This is a genomic window from Streptomyces morookaense (assembly GCF_013030945.1).
In the GTDB taxonomy this organism is placed as follows: Bacteria; Actinomycetota; Actinomycetes; order Streptomycetales; family Streptomycetaceae; genus Streptomyces; species Streptomyces morookaensis.
In genome coordinates this window covers 1-15,990 of sequence record NZ_JABBXF010000036.1, presented here as the reverse complement: position 1 = coordinate 15,990, position 15,990 = coordinate 1, and the positions used below count along the sequence as shown (strand labels likewise).

The window sequence follows — 15,990 nt, the reverse complement described above, 5'->3', positions numbered from 1 at the left end:
GGAGTTCAATTCTCCTTAGCTCCACAGAAGTTGAGAGGGTCGTCCGCTTCGGACGGCCCTCTCAGCGTTTTCCGGCCGCGGGGCCCTCCAGCCGCAGCGCCAGCGCCGGACAGCGGCGCACGGCCCGCTGCGCGCGTACCCGCAGGTGCGCGGGCACGGCGGCGTCCGCGAGCGACGGGTAGCCGTCCGGGCCGAGCCGTACGAGCTGCGGCAGCAGGTCCGCGCACAGGCCGTGCCCCTCGCACAGTGTCCAGTCCACCGCCAGCCGTTCCCCGGCGGCCGGCGCCGGCCCGGCGGTCCGCGGCAGGGGCAGTACGCCCGCGGTGCCGCGTCCGCAGCCGCTGCCCAGGACGTGCGCCGCCAGATCGTCCGTGAAGGCCGCCAGGGAGCTCAGGAGGAAGCGGGCCGCCCCGTCGGGGTGTCCGCACGCCCCGCGCCCGTGCACGGCCCGTGCCGCGTCCCGTACGGCCTCCAGGGCGCTCTGCCCGCCGCCCGCCAGGACGTCCGTCAGCGCTCCGGCCAGCGCCGGCAGCCCGAGCCGGCACGGCCCGCACTGCCCGGCGGACTCCGCGGCCAGCCAGTGGGCCACCCGCACCGTCTCGCCCAGCGGGCAGGTCGCGGCGGGCAGCGGCAGCACGGCGCCCGCGCCGGGGGTCCCGTACGACAGGACGGCGCCGGGCACGCGCTCCGCGCCGAGCCAGAGCCCGTGGTAGCCGCCGACCAGCACCCCCTGCGGCACCGGTTCGGCGCCGCACTGCTGCAGGACGTACGGCAGCGGCACCCCGTCCGGAGCCTCCGCCACGCGCGGCTGCGGGATGGCGCCGGAGAGGGTGAGCAGGAGCGTGCCGACGGCTCCCCGGCGGGCGGCGAGGGCGAGTTGGGCGAAGGTCTCCGTGTTGGACAGCAGCGTCGGGGCGCCGCCCAGCCCCTGCACGGCGGCATGCACACGGCGCCCCGCCGGCAGCGCGGGGCCGCCGTCCGCGGCGCGCAGCAGGGCGGAGGACTCGCCGGAGACCATGCGCTCGGGGAGGCGCACGACACGGGCGCGCAGGGGGCGCCCGCGCCGGTCGGCCAGGCCGCGCTCGGCCAGGGCGTCGCGGACGGACGCCTCCGTGGCGTCCTGCGTCACCCCCACCACGAGCGTGCGGGCCCCCAGGGCCTCGGCGGCGAGCAGGGCGCCGTCCAGCACCAGGTGCGGGGCGCGGCACAGCAGGACCGCGTCCTTGCGGCAGGCGGGCTCGCCCTCGCAGCCGTTGACGACGACGGCGGGCACGCCTTTGCCCAGGGCGTGCAGCTTCCGGGCGAAGGGGAAGCCGGCACCGCCGCGGCCGCGCAGTGCGGTGGCCTCGGCGAGGGAGACGAGCTCCGTGGCGCTCAGCCGCGGGGCGGTGCCGTGCACCGCCAGGTGTGCGCGGCGGTCGAGGCGGGCGTGGTCGTCGAAGCCGGCGGTGAGACGGGGCTCTCCGAGGGTCACCACGGGAGGCAGGTTGTTCACGTCAGTGACCGTCGGGCGTGGGCACCGGTCCGGGCCGGTGTCCGGTGCGCGGGTCGCACCCACCCTTCCCTCGCTGCCGCTGGGGGTGCCTCCAGCCCAGCGGAACGCCTGCCCACAACCCTGGGCTTGCGTTGCCGCACCACCAGCGCCCCCAACACCCCCACCACGCACGCCGCGTAGCATGCCGTCACCCAACTCGCCGGTGCGCGGCCTGCGTTCAGGCCGTGGACGAGTGCTGCGCACCAGGACACGTACGCGCACGCGTGCACCGCACGCCACTTGCGGGCCGCCCGGGCCCGTCCGGCAAGGGCGCCTCGCAGCACTCCGGTTGTCATCGCCAGCACCATCAAGTAGGCCGCGACGGCGCCCAGACCGATCAGTGCCCCACCGGAGGCGAACGGCACCAGGGCCGCGACCGCCGGTGCGTGTGCCTCGGCCACCTTGATGCCGATGTGTGCCAGCAGGAAGCCCAGGGCGCACGCGCCGGTGGCTCGGTGCACGGCCTGGGCGAGCAGCCGCCCGCGCGGTCCCATGAACAGCCGGTCGGCGGCGACGAGCCCCCAGGCGACGGTGGTGGTGAGCGAGACCAGGGTGAGCACACCGGCGGTCTGGTCCAGTAATCGGCGGAGGTCCATGGCCCGGCACGCTAGGCGCCGTCCCGGGCCGTCCGGTCCGCTTTGCGTAACTTCGGTGCGCACGCCCGTACTACTGCTAGCGTCGGTCCGTTCGGGCCGCGTTCGGAATCCCCATTACCAACAAACCGCCCTCAAACGGTTTTTGAAACCACGACGACTCTCACTCCTCGAAACTTCCTTGACCTTTTCTTGGCGAACTCGTGTCCCATGGATGAACAGTTCATCGAAAGAGTGACGCCACACACGACGATTGCGACAACTCGCATCGCAGGGGGTTTCTTTTGAGAACAAGCCGTTCCAGAGCGCGTGCCGGACTGTCCCTGACCGCAGCGCTGCCGCTGGTCGCCGGAGCCCTGACGCTCGGCATGCCGGCCGCACACGCCGACTCCGGTCCGCACGACCGTCACGCACTGGTGGGCACCAAGCCGCAGTGGGCCACTGACCAGGCCGACCGCGGTACCACTGCCGCCTCGAACAACGTCACCGCCCGCGTCTACCTGGCGGGCCGGGACGCCAAGGGTCTGGCGGACTACGCCCGGTCCGTCTCCGACCCCAAGTCGGCCTCGTACGGCAAGTACTTGACGCCGAAGCAGGCCAAGGAGCGCTTCGGTACGACCAAGGCGCAGATAGCCGAGGTCACCGCGTGGCTGAAGTCCTCCGGCCTCGAGGTGACCGGCACCAACGACCACTACGTCACCGTCACCGGTGACGCCGCCGCGGCCAAGAAGGCCTTCGGCACCGAGCTCCACAACTACGTCAAGGACGGCAAGACCTACCACGCCCCCGCCAAGACGGCCTCCGTGCCGGCCGGCCTGGGCAACGCCGTTCTGACCGTCGTGGGCCTGAACAACGCCCCGCGTCTCGCCCACCGCAACGACACCCTGCCCGGCCCGGGCGCCGGCTTCCGCAACGCCGGCCCGTTCTCCACCTACTACGGCTCGAAGGTGAACACCGACCTGCCGTCCGCGTACGGCGGCCAGGCCCCGTACGCCATCAAGGGCTACACGGGCAAGCAGCTGCGTGCGGTCTACGGTGCGAAGAACTACACCGGCAAGAACGTCACCATCGCGATCACCGACGCGTTCGCGTCGCCGACCATCGCGAAGGACGCCGCCGAGTACGCCAAGCGCAACGGCGACAAGGCCTACCGCAAGGGCCAGCTGTCGCAGGTGCTGCCCTCCGACTGGTCGCACACCGCACCCAACGAGTGCGACGCGTCCGGCTGGTACGGCGAGGAGACCCTGGACGTCGAGGCCGTGCACGCCGTGGCGCCGGACGCCGGCATCGTCTACGTCGGCGGCAAGTCCTGCATGGACGACGACCTGATCGACTCCCTGCACAAGGTCGTCGACAACCGCCTGGCCGACATCGTCTCCAACTCCTGGGGCGACGTGGAGGCCAACGAGTCCCCGGACGTGGCGGCCGCCTACGACCAGCTCTTCCAGCAGGGCGCCGTCGAGGGCATCGGCTTCTACTTCTCCTCCGGTGACGACGGCGACAACACCGCCAAGCACGGCGCGAAGACCGTCGACTCGCCGGCCAACTCCCCGTGGGTCACCACCGTCGGCGGCACCTCGCTCGCCGTCGGCAAGGGCGACAAGTACTTGTGGGAGACCGGCTGGGGCACGCACAAGGCCCCGCTGTCCAAGGACGGCCAGAACTGGGACAACTTCCCCGGCACCTTCACCGGTGGCGCGGGCGGCGGCACCAGCACGATCTACGACCAGCCGTTCTACCAGCGCAACGTCGTCCCGGACGCGCTGTCGAAGATCAACGGCACTGCCAAGCCGATGCGCGTCGTGCCGGACATCGCGGCCGTCGCCGACTCGACGACCGGCTTCCTGGTCGGTCAGACGCAGAGCTTCTCCGACGGCACCGTGAAGTACGACGAGTACCGCATCGGCGGCACCTCGCTCGCCGCCCCGGTGATCGCGGGCGTCCAGGCCCTGGCCCAGCAGGCACGCGGCGGCGCGCCGATCGGCTTCGCCAACCCGGGCATCTACGACCGCTTCGGCACCTCCGCCTACCACGACGTCACCGACCACCCGCTCGGCCAGGGCCAGGGCATCGCCAACGTGCGCGTGGACTTCGTCAACGGCGTCGACGCCAAGGGCGGCACGGTCACCTCGCTGCGCAGCTTCGGCGGCGACAGCTCGCTCTCGGCCGGCGTGGGCTACGACAACGTCACCGGCGTCGGCTCCCCGGCCGACAACTACGTGACCTCGTACATCCCGCGTTCGCGGCACTGACACCGGCAGCGCTGCGTCACCGGAGCCTCACTGATCAGCGCGTCAGGGCCCGCCACCTCGGTGCGGGCCCTGGCGCCGCCGGTGTAACCTGACCGCATGCGTGCCGTACGCCTCCTGCTTAGCGAGCCGCGCTGATCAGCGCCGACCGGTGACCTCCGGTCGGCATCGGCGCGGCGTCCCCTCCTGTGCGAGGGGATTTTTCATTTCCGGGCAGGCAGAGACGACGATCGATGGAGCTTTGAGGACGATGAGCGAGACCACAACCGCCGCCGAGGTGGCTGCGCCGCACCGCTACACGGCCGCGCTGGCCGCTGACATCGAGGCGCGCTGGCAGGACTTCTGGGACGCCGACGGCACCTACGCGGCGCCGAACCCGAGCGGTGAGCTGGCCGGTGACCCGGCCGTCGTGGCGCGGCCCAAGAAGTTCATCATGGACATGTTCCCGTACCCCTCCGGTGCGGGCCTGCACGTCGGTCACCCGCTCGGCTACATCGCCACCGACGTCTACGCGCGCTACCACCGCATGACGGGTCACAACGTCCTGCACACCCTCGGCTTCGACGCCTTCGGCCTGCCCGCCGAGCAGTACGCCGTGCAGACCGGCACGCACCCGCGGGTCTCCACCGAGGCCAACATGGAGAACATGAAGGCCCAGCTGCGGCGGCTGGGCCTGGGCCACGACAAGCGCCGGTCGTTCGCCACGATCGACCCGGAGTACTACAAGTGGACCCAGTGGATCTTCCTGCAGATCTTCAACTCCTGGTACGACGACAGCGCCCGCTCGGCGCGTCCGATCGCTGATCTGATCGCGCAGTTCGAGAACGGCGAGCGCGAGGTCCCGGGCGGCCGCGTGTGGAGCGAGCTGAGCGCCGCCGAGCGCGACGAGGTGCTGGGCGGCTACCGGCTGGCCTACGCGTCGGACGCGCCGGTCAACTGGTGCCCCGGCCTGGGCACGGTGCTGGCCAACGAGGAGGTCACCGCCGACGGCCGCTCCGAGCGCGGCAACTACCCGGTCTTCAAGGCCAAGTTGCGCCAGTGGAACATGCGGATCACCGCCTACGCGGACCGCCTGCTGGAGGACCTGGAGCCGCTGGACTGGCCGGAGGCCATCAAGCTGCAGCAGCGCAACTGGATCGGCCGCAGCGAGGGCGCCCGCGTCGACTTCCGGGTGTCCGACGGCTCGGACGCGAAGATCACGGTCTTCACCACCCGCCCGGACACCCTGTTCGGCGCCACCTACATGGTGCTGGCCCCGGAGCACGACCTGATCGACTCCATCGTCCCGGCCGCGTGGCCGGAGGGCACCAAGGAGAAGTGGACCGGCGGTGCCGCCACCCCGGCCGAGGCGGTCGCCGCCTACCGCAAGCAGGCGCAGTCCAAGACCGACGTCGAGCGCCAGACCGAGGGCAAGGACAAGACCGGTGTCTTCACCGGTGCGTATGCCCTCAACCCGCTGACCGGCGAGCGCGTTCCCGTCTTCGTCGGCGACTACGTGCTGATGGGCTACGGCACCGGCGCGATCATGGCCGTCCCCGGCCAGGACGAGCGCGACTGGGAGTTCGCGACCGCCTTCGAGCTGCCGGTCGTCCGCACCGTGCAGCCGCCCGAGGGCTGGGAGGGCGAGGCCTACACCGGCCAGGGCCCGGCCATCAACTCCGCCAACGACGAGATCGACCTGAACGGCATGCAGGTCGACGAGGCCAAGCGCACCGTCATCGCGTACCTGACCGAGCGCGGCATCGGCGAGGGCACCGTCAACTTCCGGCTGCGCGACTGGCTGTTCAGCCGCCAGCGCTACTGGGGCGAGCCCTTCCCGATCGTCTACGACGAGGACGGCGTCGCCCACGCGCTGCCCGAGTCGATGCTCCCGCTGGAGCTGCCGGAGGTCGAGGACTACTCGCCGCGCACCTTCGACCCGGACGACGCCGACACGTCGCCGGAGACCCCGCTCTCCCGCAACGAGGAGTGGGTCGACGTCACCCTGGACCTGGGCGACGGGCCGAAGCGGTACCGCCGCGAGACCAACACCATGCCCAACTGGGCCGGTTCGTGCTGGTACGAGCTGCGCTACCTGGACCCGCACAACAGCGAGCGCCTGGTCTCCGACGACGCCGAGCGCTACTGGATGGGCCCGCGCGAGGGACAGCCCCTGGGCGGTGTCGACCTGTACGTCGGCGGCGCCGAGCACGCGGTGCTGCACCTGCTGTACGCCCGCTTCTGGTCCAAGATCCTCTTCGACCTGGGCCACATCTCGTCCTCCGAGCCGTTCCACAAGCTCTTCAACCAGGGCATGATCCAGGCCTACGTCTACCGCGACGCGCGCGGCATCGCCGTGCCCGCGGCGGAGGTCGAGGAGCGCGACGGCGGTGCGTTCTACTACGAGGGCGGCAAGGTCAGCCGGCTGCTCGGCAAGATGGGCAAGTCCCTGAAGAACGCCGTCACGCCGGACGAGATCTGCGCCGAGTACGGTGCGGACACGCTGCGCCTGTACGAGATGGCCATGGGCCCCCTGGACGTCTCGCGCCCCTGGGACACCCGTGCCGTCGTCGGCCAGTACCGCCTGCTGCAGCGCCTGTGGCGCAACGTGGTGGACGAGGCCACCGGCGAGGTCACGGTCGTCGACGCCGAGCCCGACGAGGCGACGCTGCGCGCCCTGCACAAGGCCGTCGACGGTATCGGCCAGGACATGGCGAACCTGCGGTTCAACACCGCCATCGCCAAGTTCACCGAGCTGAACAACTTCGTGACCAAGCTGGACGAGGTCCCGCGGTCCGTCGCCGAGCAGCTGGTGCTGCTGATCGCCCCGCTGGCCCCGCACATCGCCGAGGAGCTGTGGCGCAGGCTCGGCCACCAGGACTCGGTCGTCCACCGGGACTTCCCGGTCGCCGACCCGGCCTACGTCGTGGACGAGACCGTGACCTGCGTCGTCCAGCTCAAGGGCAAGGTCAAGGCCCGCCTGGAGGTGTCGCCGGCGATCTCCGACGAGGAACTGGAGAAGGTTGCCCTGGGCGACCCGGCCGTCGTCGCCGCCCTGGGCGGCGCGGGGATCCGCAAGGTCATCGTGCGGGCGCCGAAGCTGGTGAACATCGTCCCTGCGTAAGGGGCTGCGCCGGGGATAAGGGTTTGTCCCTACGGGCAGGTTGGGGGTTCGTTTGGAACCGCCGGCCTGCCCGTTGCGTTTACGGTGGAGTCAACGAACTCCGTCCCGAACTCCGACCTCGCTGGGGAGCAAGCATGGTAGCCGCGGCCGCGATCATCGCTGTGATCTGCGCGATCCTCTTCGCCTTCGCGGTGATCGGCACGGTCAAGGCGGTCCGGGCCGTCAAGCGCGGCGTCGACCGCACGGTCGCGGAGGCCCGCCGCACCGTCGAGGACACCCGGCTGAAGGCCAAGCAGCACACCCAGCCGGGCGCCGCCGGCGAGGTCGCCCAGCTGCGGCTCTCGCTGCGCACGTCCATGCGGGCCACCCAGGAGGCGCTGCGCACCGGCGTCGTGGAGGACGCCTCCCTGTCGGAGTCGCTGGCCCTCTTCGAGCGCCTGAGCACGCACGGCCGGGAGCTCGACGAGGACCTCAGGCGCCTGGAGGACGAGCCGGACAAGGCCCGCGTCGCCGCCTGCCTGCCCTCGCTGCGGGAGCGCACGCAGAACATCACGCAGTCCGCCGACTCGCTGCGGTGGGCCGCGCAGGACAGGGCACGGCAGTTCGCGGACGACGACCTGGCGACGCTGAGCGAGCAGATCCGGATGGAGTCCGGTGCGCTGCGGCACTGGGACACGGAGCCGGCGGAGCCCGCGGAGAAGGCGGCGGGCGGAGCGGCACCCGGGCCCGGGTCCGCGACAGGGACCGGGGCCGGGACCGGGCGTGCGGCCATCGACGGCCGGAATGCCTGGCGCCAGGCGGGGTATTCCTGGCAGAAGACCCGGCGGCCGGAAAGCACCCCTTGACGATCATGAGGACCCGGGCCGCGCTGCCGCCCGGGCGGCCCGGCGGGTAACCTCCGGAGCATGTCCCGCCATGTCGCGATCATCACCGATTCCACGGCCTACCTGCCGCAGGAGGCGATGGAGCGGAACGGCATCACGGCCGTCCCTCTGACGGTGGTCCTGGGCGACGAGGCGCTCCAGGAGGGTACGGAGATCTCGGCCAGATCGGTTGCCCAGGCCCTGCAGAAGCGCAAGTCCGTCACCACGTCGCGCCCCGGCCCCGAGGCCTTCGCCGCCGCGTACCGCGCCGCCGCGGAAGCGGGTGCCGAGGGCATCGTCTCCCTCCACCTCTCCGCCGAGATCTCCGGCACCTACGACGCGGCGGTCCTGGCGGCGCGCGAGGCGCCGGTGCCGGTGCGGGTCGTGGACACCGGCATGGTCGCGATGGCCCTGGGCTTCTGCGCCCTGGCCGCGGCCGGGACGGCCCGGGCGGGCGGCACGCTCGACGAGGCCGTGGCCGCCGCGGAGAAGCGGGCACAGGGCACGGCCGCCTACTTCTATGTCGACACCCTCGACTACCTGCGCCGCGGCGGCCGCATCGGTGCCGCGCAGGCGCTGCTGGGCTCGGCGCTCGCCGTCAAACCGCTGCTGCAGCTGGACGGGGGCCGCATCGAGCTGCGCGAGAAGGTCCGCACGGCCTCCAAGGCGATCGCCCGCCTGGAGGAGATCGCGGTCGAGCGTGCGGCGACGGCCCCCGTGGACATCGCCGTCCACCACCTCGCCGCCCCCGAGCGCGCGGAGCAGCTCGCGGAGCGGCTGCGGGATCGGGTGCCGGGCGTGGTGGAGCTCCATGTGAGCGAGGTGGGCGCGGTGATCGGGGCGCACACGGGTCCGGGGCTGCTGGGGGTCGTGGTCTCGCCGAGGTAGCGGGGGTGCGGGTGGCCCCGCGTGGGTGACGAAGTTATCCACAACTGCGCGGTTATCCACGGAATTTGGGCCGTCTCAGCGGGGATCCCGGAACCGCCCTACGGTCGCTCCATGACGACCACGACCACGACCGGAACCAGGACCAGAGCGACGCCCCGGGGCGACTGGCGGCTTGCGGCGCGGGACCGCATCCCCCTGTGGCTGCAGACGAGATGCGGTTTCGAACCACGGACTCTGGCCGCGCTGACGGTGGTCCTGGTGGCGGCGGCCGCCTTCGCCGCCTACCACTTCTGGCAGGGCCGCCCGCAGCCGGTGCGCCCGCCCGCGCGCGAGGCGATGCCGGTGGCCGCGGCCGTGTCGCCTGCGGCGCGCAGAACGGTGGTGGTGGACGTCGCGGGCAAGGTGCAGCACCCCGGTGTGCTGCACCTGCCGCAGGGCGCGAGGGTGGCCGACGCCCTGGAGGCGGCGGGCGGTGCCCGCCCCGGCACGGACACGACGGCCCTGAACCGGGCCCGGGTCCTGGCCGACGGCGAACAGATCGTGGTGGGCGCACCGCAGGCGGCGGCACCGGGCGGCACACCGGGCGGCGCACCGGGAGGCCCGGTCAGCCTCAACTCGGCGACACAGGAACAACTCCAGTCCCTCCCGGGCGTGGGCCCGGTCCTGGCCAAGCGCATCCTGGACTACCGCGCCCAGCACGGCGGCTTCCACGAGATCACGGATCTCCGCCAGGTCACGGGCATCGGCGCACACCGCTTCTCAGAGCTTCGGACTCTGGTCCAGCCATGAGTCCTGCGGACGGCTTCGAGGACGGTACGGGGGCGGGTGCCCCGCGGCCCGGGGTCGGGCGCAGCCATGGGGGCGTCCGGTTCCAAGTCCCCGAGCCTGCAGTGGGGTTCGGGGGTGATGCGGGGGCGGGCGTCTCGCGGCCCGGGGTCGGGGCGGCGGTGTCCGGTGACGGTGGGTTGGCGCCTGCGTCGCCGGGGCGCGGTGCCGTTTCTGTCCAACGGGCCGGGTCGGTGGCCGGCTTCCGGGGCGGTGCGCGGGGGGATGCCCCGCGGCCCTGTGCCGGGGCGGCATCCGGTGACCAAGGTCCCGAGCCTGCCCCCGACTTCGTGGGCGGCGCGAGGCAGGCTGTCCCGCAGCCCGGGTCCGTGCCCGACCCTGCCGCCGCCCCATCCCAAGACCCGCCGCCCGACCTCCGGTTGGTCGGCCCCGCCGTTGCCGCCTGGGTGGCTGCCGCCCTTGCCCTGGGCGCGAGCCCGTTCGCCGTCACTCTTGTATGCACCGTCGCCCTCGCCATGGTCGCCGTCCTGCTGGCCCGGCATCGCACCAGCGCCACCGCGGTGGCCCTCGCCGCCGGTCTGCTCTGTGCCTGCGCAGGTGCAACGGCCGGTGCGCTGGCCGGTACCGCCGCTCACCGCGGGCTCCTGCCCCAACTCGCCCGCCGCGCTGCGGAGGTGACCCTGGAGGCGACCGTCACCGGCGACCCCCGCACCGCCCGCGCCGGTGCCACCGTCGTTCTGGAGGCCGACGCCACCCGCCTCGACGGCCCGGCCGGCACGGCCGCGCTCCGCACCCCGGTGCTCGTGCTGGCCGACCGGCACTCCTGGCTGGACCTCCTGCCCTCGACCCGGCTCCGGCTCACCGGCAGACTCACGCTGCCCACCCGCGGCGGCTCCGCCGACCGCATCGCCGCGGTCGTCCGCGTCGCCGGGCAGGAGCCTCCGCACGTCATCGCACCGCCGACCGCGCTCCAACGTGCCGCCGCCCGGCTCCGGTCCGGCCTGCGCAGGGCCACCGACGGCCTCGCCCCGGATGCGCGAGCCCTCCTGCCCGGCCTGGTGGTCGGGGACACCTCCCGCATCCCCGCGGACCTCGACGATGCCTTCCGTGCCACCGACCTCACCCACCTCCTCGCCGTCTCCGGCGGCAACTTCACCATCCTGCTCGCCCTCCTCATCGGGCCCTCCCACCTCTCGGCCCGCGCCGAGCGTCGTGGCATCGCGGCGCGCCTCGGCCTGCCGCTGCGGCTCACCGCGCTGCTGGGCGGAGCGCTGTCGCTCGGTTTCGTGGTCGTCTGCCGCCCCGACCCGAGCGTGCTGCGCGCCGCCGCCTGCGGTCTGATCACGCTGCTGGCACTCGGCACCGGCCGCCGCCGCAGCCTGCTGCCCGCCCTGGCGGCGGCCGTTCTCCTGCTGGTGCTCTTCGACCCCTGGCTGGCGAGGAGTTACGGCTTCCTGCTCTCCGTCCTGGCGACCGCCGCCCTGCTGACCCTGGCACCCCGTTGGAGCGAGGCGCTCCAACGGCGCGGCGTGCGGCCCCGGTTGGCGGAGGCGCTGGCCGCCGCGGGAGCGGCGCAGGCCGTCTGCGGGCCCGTGATCGCTCTGCTGGCGGCTCAGGTGAGCCTGGTGGCGGTCCCGTGCAATCTGCTCTCCGAGCCGGCCGTCGCCGCCGCCACGGTGCTGGGCTTCGCGGCCATGGCCGCGGCCCCGGTCGCGCTGCCGGCCGCCAAGTGCCTTGCCTGGCTGGCCGGCTGGCCCGCCTCCTGGACCGCGGTCGTGGCCCGCACGGGCGCGGCGCTCCCCGGGGCCGCGCTGCCCTGGCCGGCCGGCTGGCCAGGCTGTCTGCTGCTGGCGGCGGTCACGGCAGCCGCCGTCCTGGCCGCCCGCCGGGTGCGGCTGCTCCGCAGGCCCTGGGTCTGTGCCGGGCTGGCCCTGCTCCTGCTCCTGGCGGTCGTCCGCCCGGCGCCCCTCACCCGGGTCGTCACGGGCTGGCCGCCCTCCGGCTGGCGGCTGGCCGTCTGCGACGTGGGCCAGGGGGACGCCCTGGTCCTGGCCGCGGGCGAGGGGACGGCCGTGGTCGTGGACGCCGGGCCGGATCCGCACGCCGTGGACGGCTGTCTGCGGGGACTGCAGGTCGAGAGGGTTCCGCTGCTCGTCCTGAGCCACTTCCACGCCGACCACGTGGACGGGCTGCCGGGCGTGCTGCACGGCCGCGCGGTCGGGATGATCGAGACGACGCCGTTCGCCCGGCCGCCCGGCAGGGCCGCGTTCGTGCGCCGCGCCGCCGCGCAGGCGGGCGTCCCGGTGGCCGAAGGCGCGGCGGGGGAGCGGCGCCGGCTCGGGGACCTGTCGTGGGAGGTGCTGTGGCCGCCGCCCGCGGGCACCTCGGCGGCGGCCGAGGACGGGCCCAACGACGCCAGCCTCGTGCTGCTCGTCCGTACCGCGGGGCTCACGCTGCTCCTGCTCGGGGACCTCGAACCGCCCGCGCAGCAGGCCCTGGTGGAGGCGTATCCAGGGCTGCCGCCGGTGGACGTCCTCAAGGTCGCGCACCACGGTTCCGCCCACCAGGACGCGCAGTTGCTGCGGGCCCTGCATCCCCGGCTGGCCCTGATCTCGGTCGGCGCGCACAACCGCTACGGTCACCCCGCGGCGGCGACGGTCGCCGCGCTGAAGGCGCAGGGCGCGGCGGTGCTGCGGACGGACACCGACGGCGCGGTGGCCGTGACGGGCTCGGCGACGGCCGTCACCGCAGGCCGCGGCCGCAGACGTAGGACCGGGGCCCGATGCCGGGGATGCGTCGCATGGTGCAAAACTGACTCATGGATTCCACCGGTATCGATGCCTACCTCCGTCGCCTCGGCCTTCAACGCCCGCCCGCCCCCGATGCGGAGGCGCTGCGCGAGCTCCAATTCCGGCACGTCGTCGCCGTGCCGTTCGAGAACCTGTCGATCCATCTGGGAGAGGAGATCGTGCTGGAGGGCGAGGCCCTCGTGGAGAAGGTGGTGCAGGCCGGGCGCGGCGGCTTCTGCTATGAGCTCAACGGCGCCTTCGCCCACCTGCTGACCGCCCTCGGCTACCGGGTGAGCCTGCTGGCGGCGCGGATGGTGATGCCGGACGGATCGCTGGGGATCCCTTACGACCACCTGGCGCTGCGCGTGGAGACGGGACAGGGCGGGGCGGCGGGGGCCCCGCACTCGTGGCTGGTGGATGTCGGTGCCGGCGCGCACAGCCTCTACCCGCTGGACTACCGGGAGCGGGGCGAGCAGAGCGATCCGGCAGGTGTGTTCCGCATCGCGGAGGCCGACGGGGGAGAGGGGGACGATCTGGAGGTGTTCAGGGACGGCACGTTGCAGTACCGGCTGGAGCAACGCCCCAGGGAGCTGGCCGACTTCGAGCCGGGCTGCTGGTGGCACCGGACGTCGCCGAAGTCGCCCTTCACCAGGTCGCTGGTCTGCTCCCGGCCGACGGGGACCGGCACGGACCGGGTGACGCTCAGCGGCCGCAAGCTGGTGATCACGGACGCCTCCGGAAAGCTGGAGCGGACGCTCGCCGAGGACGAGGTCTTCGGCGCGTACCGGAAGCACTTCGGCATCGCCCTCGACCGGGTGCCGGAGGAGCCGGGCGCCCTGTAGACGGGGTGCGGGGCTCACCGCCCCGGCCGGGTCACTCCGCCTCGAGCCAGCCGTCGTACTCCTCGGCGAGCTCGCGCAGGGCGGAGACGTCCAGCTCGCCGTCGGGGTCCTCCACGACGACCAGCCACTGGGCGTCCTCGGCGTCGTCCTCACCGGCGAGGGCTTCGCGCACGATCTGGGGGTCGTCGTCCAGACCGAGGCGGGAGGCGGCCTCCTCGGCGGCCTCCTCGGCCGCGTCGCGGTCGGGGAGCACCAGCAGGTGGCGAACGGAATCTGAGGCTCTGTAGGAGGAGAAAGTGCTGCTCACCCGCATATTGTGCGGCATGCTCCGGAGACGGGCGAGGGGGGTCTGTCACCGGCGCATGGGATGCTGGACGCGATGGCCAGGAAGACAGTTACCGACGACCCCCTCGCCCCCGTCACGCTCGCCGTGGGCCAGGAGGATCTCCTTCTCGACCGCGCCGTGCAGGAGGTGGTCGCGGCGGCCCGCGCCGCCGATGCGGACACCGACGTGCGGGACCTCACGCCCGATGCCCTCCAGCCCGGCACCCTCGCGGAGCTGACGAGCCCGTCGCTCTTCGCCGAGCGCAAGGTCGTGGTCGTGCGCAATGCGCAGGACCTCTCGGCGGACACCGTGAAGGACGTGAAGGCCTATCTCGGCGCGCCCGCCGAGGAGATCACGCTGGTGCTGCTGCACGCGGGCGGCGCCAAGGGCAAGGGCCTGCTGGACGCGGCCCGCAAGGCCGGGGCCCGGGAGGTCGCCTGCCCGAAGATGACGAAGCCGGCCGACCGCCTGGCCTTCGTCCGCGGGGAGTTCCGCACGCTGGGCCGCTCGGCGACCCCGGAGGCCTGCCAGGCCCTGGTGGATGCGATCGGCAGCGACCTGCGGGAGCTCGCGAGCGCGTGCGCCCAGCTGACCGCCGACATCGAGGGCGTCGTCGACGAGGCCGTGGTCGCCCGTTACTACACGGGCCGCGCGGAGGCGTCCAGCTTCACCGTCGCGGACCGGGCGGTGGAGGGCCGGGCCGCGGAGGCCCTGGAGGCCCTGCGCTGGGCGATGGCCACCGGCGTCGCGCCCGTCCTGATCACCAGCGCCCTGGCCCAGGGCGTCCGTTCCATCGGCAAGCTGGCCTCGGCCCCGCGCGGGGCCCGTCCCGGGGATCTGGCGCGGGAGCTGGGCATGCCGCCGTGGAAGATCGACCGGGTGCGGCAGCAGATGCGCGGCTGGTCGGCGGACGGTGTCGCCGTCGCGCTGCGGGCGGTCGCGGAGGCGGATGCCGGCGTCAAGGGCGGGGGCGACGACCCGGAGTACGCACTGGAGAAGGCGGTCGTCGCGGTGGCGCGGGCGGCCCGCAGCCGGCGCTGACGGATCCGGGGGCCGCCGGCCCCCGGACAGGCCCGAAGACGGAAAGCCCGAAGGCCCCGTGCCTGCCCCGGGGAAGGGGACGGGCACAGGGCCTTCGGGATCGTTCAGAGGTGCCGCACGCACGTGGCGAACGTCCGTGTGCGGCACGGGGTGCCGGGTCCGGAGCGGTTGAGAGGGTCCGCTGCCCGTACCGGCGGGGTCCGGGGCGCGATGCCCCGGAAGGGGTCAGGCCTGGATGCCCGCAGCCTGCTTGGCCAGCGCCGACTTCTTGTTGGCAGCGGCGTTCTTGTGCAGAACACCCTTGCTGACGGCCTTGTCGAGCTTCTTGCCGGCCAGGGCGACGGCGGCGGTGGCCTTGGCGGCGTCGCCGGCGGCGATCGCCTCGCGGGCGGCGCGGATGACGGTCTTGACCGAGGACTTGACGGCCTTGTTGCGCAGGCGCGCCTTCTCGTTGGTCTTGTTCCGCTTGATCTGGGACTTGATGTTCGCCACGAAAAGAGCCTTTTCAGGTTCGTTGGAGTTCGAATGTGCCCACGGCGTGTAGAGGGCACGCCAGGCACAGTGGACCAGGCTACCAGCAGGGGCTCGGGCCGCCCAAACCGGACGGTTGCCGCCGCTCATGGGAGCATGGAGGGGTCGTATACCCGACTCCCGCCGAGACTGGCGTGCAAACGCCGAAGTCACCGAATGGATCCTGCGTGCCCGCGACCCCTACCAACGTGCCCGAGCCGAGCCGTACCGACCCGGCTCTGATCCGCAACTTCTGCATCATCGCGCACATCGACCACGGCAAGTCCACGCTTGCCGACCGGATGCTTCAGCTGACCGGTGTGGTCGACTCGCGGCAGATGCGTGCGCAGTACCTCGACCGGATGGACATCGAGCGCGAGCGCGGCATCACGATCAAGTCGCAGGCGGTCCGTCTCCCCTGGGCCCCCACCGAGGACGAGTCGGGGACGACTCACATCCTCAACATG

13 protein-coding genes are annotated in these 15,990 nt (G+C 73.0%); 9 read left to right on the top strand and 4 right to left on the bottom strand.

From position 1 onward, the window contains the following. Positions 1–61: 61 nt before the first annotated feature. Positions 62–1,495: an NADH-quinone oxidoreductase subunit NuoF family protein gene (locus HG542_RS17195; protein ID WP_229922820.1), complete on the bottom strand. Its 1,434-nt coding sequence runs from the start codon at positions 1,493–1,495 to the stop codon at positions 62–64. Then, a complete protein-coding gene (locus tag HG542_RS35145; protein WP_229922821.1) occupies positions 1,492–2,130 on the bottom strand; it encodes a hypothetical protein in 639 nt (212 codons plus the stop codon). The genes HG542_RS17195 and HG542_RS35145 overlap by 4 nt, the downstream gene beginning before the upstream one ends. A 281-nt stretch (positions 2,131–2,411) precedes the next feature. Here HG542_RS35145 and HG542_RS17190 point away from each other — a divergent pair, with 281 nt between their 5' ends. The 7 genes from HG542_RS17190 to HG542_RS17160 all read left to right on the top strand — a co-directional run bounded on the left by HG542_RS17190 (position 2,412) and on the right by HG542_RS17160 (position 13,647). Beyond that, positions 2,412–4,379 (top strand): S53 family peptidase, encoded by a 1,968-nt coding sequence (locus HG542_RS17190; RefSeq protein WP_171082370.1) that lies wholly within the window; start codon positions 2,412–2,414, stop codon positions 4,377–4,379. A gap of 247 nt (positions 4,380–4,626) precedes the next feature. Next, positions 4,627–7,479, top strand: coding sequence for a leucine--tRNA ligase (leuS, locus tag HG542_RS17185; protein ID WP_171082368.1), 2,853 nt, complete (start codon positions 4,627–4,629; stop codon positions 7,477–7,479). A gap of 134 nt (positions 7,480–7,613) precedes the next feature. Further along, positions 7,614–8,324 carry a hypothetical protein gene (locus HG542_RS17180; RefSeq protein WP_171082365.1) on the top strand — a complete coding sequence of 237 codons (711 nt, stop codon included), beginning with the start codon at positions 7,614–7,616 and terminating at the stop codon, positions 8,322–8,324. 60 nt (positions 8,325–8,384) lie between these two features. After that, positions 8,385–9,230 carry a DegV family protein gene (locus tag HG542_RS17175; RefSeq protein WP_171082363.1) on the top strand — a complete coding sequence of 282 codons (846 nt, stop codon included), beginning with the start codon at positions 8,385–8,387 and terminating at the stop codon, positions 9,228–9,230. 111 nt (positions 9,231–9,341) lie between these two features. Continuing rightward, on the top strand, positions 9,342–10,019 hold the full coding sequence (locus tag HG542_RS17170) for a ComEA family DNA-binding protein (protein WP_171082361.1): 678 nt from the start codon (positions 9,342–9,344) through the stop codon (positions 10,017–10,019). Between the two features lie 326 nt (positions 10,020–10,345). Continuing rightward, positions 10,346–13,078, top strand: a complete 2,733-nt coding sequence (locus tag HG542_RS17165) for a ComEC/Rec2 family competence protein (protein WP_438816698.1) — start codon at positions 10,346–10,348, stop codon at positions 13,076–13,078. After that, positions 12,964–13,647, top strand: coding sequence for an arylamine N-acetyltransferase family protein (locus HG542_RS17160; protein ID WP_373313192.1), 684 nt, complete (start codon positions 12,964–12,966; stop codon positions 13,645–13,647). The genes HG542_RS17165 and HG542_RS17160 overlap by 115 nt, the downstream gene beginning before the upstream one ends. A gap of 31 nt (positions 13,648–13,678) precedes the next feature. Here the strand turns inward: HG542_RS17160 and HG542_RS17155 are convergent, their stop codons facing one another. Beyond that, positions 13,679–13,954 (bottom strand): hypothetical protein, encoded by a 276-nt coding sequence (locus HG542_RS17155; RefSeq protein ID WP_227723555.1) that lies wholly within the window; start codon positions 13,952–13,954, stop codon positions 13,679–13,681. A gap of 72 nt (positions 13,955–14,026) precedes the next feature. Here HG542_RS17155 and holA point away from each other — a divergent pair, with 72 nt between their 5' ends. Then, entirely contained in the window at positions 14,027–15,013 is a 987-nt protein-coding gene (gene holA / locus HG542_RS17150) for a DNA polymerase III subunit delta (protein WP_171082355.1), read from the top strand. A 225-nt stretch (positions 15,014–15,238) separates the two neighbouring features. Here holA and rpsT read toward each other — a convergent pair whose 3' ends face one another. Continuing rightward, complete coding sequence (gene rpsT / locus HG542_RS35140; protein ID WP_171082353.1) at positions 15,239–15,505, bottom strand: 30S ribosomal protein S20; 267 nt, start codon at positions 15,503–15,505, stop codon at positions 15,239–15,241. 206 nt (positions 15,506–15,711) lie between these two features. Here rpsT and HG542_RS17140 point away from each other — a divergent pair. After that, positions 15,712–15,990, top strand: a 279-nt coding sequence (locus HG542_RS17140) for a GTP-binding protein (protein ID WP_308699103.1), incomplete at its 3' end; no start/stop codon positions are given.

Excerpts from the sequence above, each read along its gene's own strand:
- holA (WP_171082355.1), top strand. The coding sequence starts at position 14,027 with ATGGCCAGGAAGACAGTTACCGACGACCCCCTCGCCCCCGTCACGCTC.
- HG542_RS17180 (WP_171082365.1), top strand. The coding sequence starts at position 7,614 with ATGGTAGCCGCGGCCGCGATCATCGCTGTGATCTGCGCGATCCTCTTC.
- HG542_RS17170 (WP_171082361.1), top strand. The coding sequence starts at position 9,342 with ATGACGACCACGACCACGACCGGAACCAGGACCAGAGCGACGCCCCGG.
- HG542_RS17175 (WP_171082363.1), top strand. The coding sequence starts at position 8,385 with ATGTCCCGCCATGTCGCGATCATCACCGATTCCACGGCCTACCTGCCG.
- HG542_RS35145 (WP_229922821.1), bottom strand. The coding sequence starts at position 2,130 with ATGGACCTCCGCCGATTACTGGACCAGACCGCCGGTGTGCTCACCCTG.
- leuS (WP_171082368.1), top strand. The coding sequence starts at position 4,627 with ATGAGCGAGACCACAACCGCCGCCGAGGTGGCTGCGCCGCACCGCTAC.